This is a genomic window from Marinomonas balearica (assembly GCF_004362145.1).
Lineage (GTDB): Bacteria > Pseudomonadota > Gammaproteobacteria > Pseudomonadales > Marinomonadaceae > Marinomonas > Marinomonas balearica.
Genome location: NZ_SNXC01000007.1, coordinates 1 through 2,696, shown reverse-complemented (window position 1 = coordinate 2,696; position 2,696 = coordinate 1). Strand labels below are relative to the sequence as shown.

2 protein-coding genes are annotated in these 2,696 nt (G+C 46.6%); both read left to right on the top strand.

Annotation, left to right across the window (positions count from 1 at the left end):
- The first annotated feature begins 340 nt into the window (after window positions 1–340).
- A complete protein-coding gene (gene ggt, locus DFP79_RS01690; protein ID WP_208111381.1) occupies window positions 341–2,107 on the top strand; it encodes a gamma-glutamyltransferase in 1,767 nt (588 codons plus the stop codon).
- A gap of 361 nt (window positions 2,108–2,468) precedes the next feature.
- Window positions 2,469–2,696, top strand: a 228-nt coding sequence (locus DFP79_RS17945; RefSeq protein ID WP_208111380.1) for a hypothetical protein, incomplete at its 3' end; no start/stop codon positions are given.

Below are 2,696 nucleotides of genomic sequence, written 5' to 3'. Positions count from 1 at the left end.
GTAGTGTGGGGGATCCCATGTGAGAGTAGGTCGTCGTCAAGCTTCTAATACAGAAAGCCCTGATCAGAAATGGTCAGGGCTTTTCTCGTTTCTGAGATACGCAATCCTGACTGAAGTCCTGAATCCTTAGTTTGAGACAAGAAACAAGAGACTAATTCGCTCCCAGAGCCTGTCGAAGGCTGGTTTAAAGGGGATTGAAAAGGCCTATAACCCTTCGTTAGACACACTTATTGGGACGGTATGTACAATCTATCATAACCAAATTTCACAGTTGGCTTGGAGCTTGCTTCTATGGCTGATAGAAATTTTTAACTGACAGGTTTGAATCAGGGAGTAGAAGATGAGCCAACAAACCCTTTCGCGATCACTTTCCATCATTTGTGCTGCATTATCCGTAAGTCATTACACATGGGCAAATCAAGCCGCTGATGCTGTCGCACCAGAACACAGCAGTGGCGTTCATTCAACGCAACTTAATATCTCAAATGACTGGATGGTCACAGCGGCTAACCCAATAGCGAGTCAAGCTGGGGCTGACGTTATTCAAAAAGGTGGCAGTGCGATTGACGCCATGGTGGCAATTCAATTGATGCTCGGCCTTGTGGAGCCGCAATCTTCTGGTATTGGTGGTGGCGCCTTTTTAGTCTACTGGGATGCAAACGCCAACAAATTGACAACCTTTGATGGACGGGAAACCGCACCTAATGCGGCGACGCCACGCCTTTTTCAAAATGAAAATGGCGAACCACTGAAATTTTACGATGCAGTGGTTGGGGGGCGTTCAGTCGGTACGCCCGGTACCTTAAAGTTATTGTGGGACACTCACCAAAAGTACGGAAAACTCGCGTGGTCGGATCTCATTGAACCCATTGCGAAACGTGCGGAATCGGGATTCGAAATCAGCCCTAGACTCGCGACGCTCATTACTAAAGATAGTAAGCGCCTATCTCGCTTCCCTGAAACCAAAGCCTACTTCTTCGATGAAAAGGGCGAGCCAAAACAACAAGGCACGCTACTTAAGAATCCTGACTACGCGGCGACCTTAAGGCGCATCGCGGCGGACGGAGCCGATGCGTTTTATAAAGGCAAAATTGCACAAGATATTATAGAGACCGTTCAGAGCGCACCGGGGAATCCTGGCGTATTGTCTCAAATCGATTTCGACAGCTATCAAATAAAAGAGCGCTCCCCTGTGTGCGTTGCCTATCAGCAATACGATGTGTGCGGCATGGGACCTCCGAGTTCTGGCGCGCTCACCATCGGACAAATTTTAGGCTTAACTTCTGCGTTTCCCTTAAATGAATGGGGGCCAGATGCCGCGGAATCTTGGCAAGTATTGGGGGATGCATCGCGCCTCGCATTCGCTGACCGAGGTCGTTATATGGCAGATGAAGACTATGTACCCATGCCAACCGCAGGCTTGCTCGACACAAACTACTTAGCGAGCCGTGCCAATCAAATTACACCCAAAACCGCCTTGGATTCAGTCGCCGCAGGTTCACCACCTTGGCAATACGCCACGACACTCGGTGACGACATTGCCATTGAGCTTCCGTCTACCAGTCATTTTAATGTCGTGGACAAAGACGGTAACGTCGTCTCAATCACTACCACAATCGAAAATGGCTTTGGGTCGCGTTTAATGACCAATGGTTTTCTACTAAATAACGAACTAACCGACTTTTCGTTTAAAAGTCATGATAAAGAAGGCCGCCCTATTGCTAACCGTTTAGAACCCGGAAAGCGTCCGCGTTCTTCCATGTCACCGACCATTATCATGAAGAATGGAAAACCTTACATGGCGATTGGGTCGCCGGGTGGCAGCCGTATTATTGGCTACGTTGCGCAATCCATCATCGCGCATACGCAATGGGGAATGGATATCCAGTCGGCGATCAACTTACCGCACATATTGAACCGCTTCGGAACAATGGACTTAGAAAAAGGCACGGATGCAGAACGTCATAAAGCGGCATTGGAAACAATGGGCTTTAAAGTCAACATACGAGACCTCAACTCCGGCCTACATGCTATTCGCATAACCGATGATGGCCAACTCGAAGGCGCTGCCGACCCAAGGCGCGAAGGCACCGCGATAGGAGGGTAACTGGAACTGTCTCTCCCCCGCTATCAAAAAGAAAATTAGCGGGGGAGATTAAAAGGAGGTCTTTCAGTGTAGAAACAAAATGAATCGAAAGTTCATAAATGTACTGCTTCTTAAACTGGGGTGCAGATATCTCACCTTGGTTTACATTGTACTCTTTTTAATGTGACTCATAGATCGCATCTTGCAACCTAGGAAGAGCTTTCAAAACCTCTATTAAAATCAAAAAACTGCGCTTATATGCAGTCTATTTTTGCCTTATCTCAAAAATGGCACACTATTTCCGAGGTGAATTAAATTCACTTTCTCGGTTCGTATACCATGCTGTTAGAAAGTGTACTAATATCAGGCATATAGTGAATGAATGGCCGAAATAGTGTGCCATACCGAAAAATACATAGACGCATGCCCGTCGACATGGCACGGTTTTTCCGAAAGGCTAAAACTCTATTTAGGTCAGAGTGTTAGAGGTAGGGTAAAAATCATACCTGTGCGGTTGAGCATGCCTATTAATAAAATGTTATGTGAAATGAGAATTATCGAAGCTTCGGAATCTGATAAAGATTCAATGTTGTCATTATCGAAAATGCAA